This window comes from Caballeronia pedi (assembly GCF_001544915.2).
GTDB classification, from domain to species: domain Bacteria; phylum Pseudomonadota; class Gammaproteobacteria; order Burkholderiales; family Burkholderiaceae; genus Caballeronia; species Caballeronia pedi.
Window position 1 is genome coordinate 1 of the sequence record NZ_FCOE02000103.1, and the last position, 1,792, is coordinate 1,792.

The window sequence follows — 1,792 nt, forward strand, 5'->3', positions numbered from 1 at the left end:
GTGTTCAACGACGAGAATGTCGCCGATGCGCCCACGGCCAGCAGTACGAACGAGATCACCGCCGCAATGCCACTTCCGCCGCTCCGGTGCGCGTGCTCGACAATCGCCTGCACGCTCGCCGCGGCATCCTTTCCGAGCATGCCGCTGATCTGATCAAATAGCTGACCGCGAGCGGCCTCCGCACCGAACACGAGGCCGGCGACGGCGATCACCATGACGAGCGTCGGCGCGAGCGAAAATGCGGAATAGAACGCGATGCTCGCGGCCATCGGCGCGGCGCGATCCGCGCTGAAGCGTTTGAACGTGCGTGCGGGCCATGCAAAGGTTCGGCCCATCAGCGATTTGACGTCCATGGTTGTCTCCGTTGATCCATCCGCTGGACATCCAGCATCGACGGTGCCCGGCCGTGGACATTGGGCGGGCCGCTTGGCATACGCGTTGCTGATTCCCATTCAGGCCGATGTCGCGGACTCGATCCGGACAGTCGGCCTCCCTTTCCACGACGCGGCTTCCTCCGCGATACGCCGGTGCGATCTCTTCGCGCTGAGGCTCGCAGCAGCACGGCCGTAAGCGACGCTTCGACGTCCTCTTGGTCGCTGCGAGCAAAACCATTCAACCTTGATGATTCGCGCCGAGACCGTGAAGGGTTTCGTGCGCTCCAAAAAAAGGAGTCGTCCAAATGTTCGTGCATAACAAGCGTCTGCAATACACCGTCCGCGTGAGTACGCCCAATCCGGGTCTCGCCAATCTGCTGCTCGAGCAGTTCGGCGGGCCGCAGGGCGAACTGGCTGCCGCGTGCCGGTACTTCACGCAAGCTGTCGGCGAAGACGATCCAGGCCGCAAGGACCTGTTGTTCGATATCGCGACCGAAGAACTCAGCCATCTCGAAGTCATCGGCTCAATCGTCGCGATGCTGAACAAGGGTGCGAAGGGCCAGCTCGCGGAAGCGGTGGAATCGGAAGCCGAGTTGTATCGGTCGCTCACGGGCGGCGGCAACGATTCGCATACCACCGCGCTGCTCTATGGCGGTGGCCCTGCCCTCACCAATTCCGCAGGCGTGCCTTGGACCGCCGCTTATATCGACACCATCGGCGAGCCGACAGCAGACCTGCGCTCGAACATCGCCGCGGAGGCGCGCGCGAAGATCGTCTATGAACGTCTTATCAACGTGACGGACGATCCGGGCATCAAGGAAGCACTGGGCTTTTTGATGACGCGCGAAATCGCGCACCAGAAATCCTTCGAAAAAGCGCTTCACTCGATCCAGCCGAACTTCCCGCAAGGCAAGCTGCCGGGCGAGCCGGAGTTCACGAGCGTCTACTTCAACATGTCGAAGGGCAATGACGCGCGCGGACCATGGAATGAAGGCGGCGACTGGCAGTTCGTCGAAGATCCGCAACCCGCCGTCGATGGCGGCGATGGGACGGCGACCGTAACCGTGACCGAACGCGAAGTCGAAGTGCTGCAGGCGATGGCATCGCGCACGGCTTCGGATCCGTCCGCCCAGCCGACGACCGGCGCCGACCTGGGCACTGGAAAAGCCAACGAGGTGTAAGACCGGGCGGCGCTGCTGCAACTCGCGGCAGCGCCGCTTGCGTCGTTATAGAGGCGCGAACCGATCATGACTGCCGCGAGCGAAAACCTGGTGCCGAAGTGCGCGATCTGGACGCGCAGAACAAAGGTCGCGACCGGAACGCCGCGGGTGCTCGTCGTCGACGATTACGTGGATACGACCGACGCCATCAGCATGGTGCTGGCCATCTGCGGCTTCGATGCCGATGCCGTCTACGGC

General features: G+C 62.9%; 2 protein-coding genes. One reads left to right on the forward strand and one right to left on the reverse strand.

Annotation, left to right across the window (positions count from 1 at the left end; all coding sequences use genetic code 11):
• On the reverse strand, window positions 1–353 hold a 353-nt coding region (locus tag AWB80_RS42680; RefSeq protein WP_208635779.1), incomplete at its 3' end, for a YhjD/YihY/BrkB family envelope integrity protein.
• A 326-nt stretch (window positions 354–679) separates the two neighbouring features.
• On the opposite strand from AWB80_RS42680, the gene AWB80_RS42685 reads away from it, so the two are divergent.
• Complete coding sequence (locus tag AWB80_RS42685) at window positions 680–1,555, forward strand: manganese catalase family protein (protein WP_061180600.1); 876 nt, start codon at window positions 680–682, stop codon at window positions 1,553–1,555.
• The last annotated feature ends 237 nt before the right edge of the window (window positions 1,556–1,792 follow it).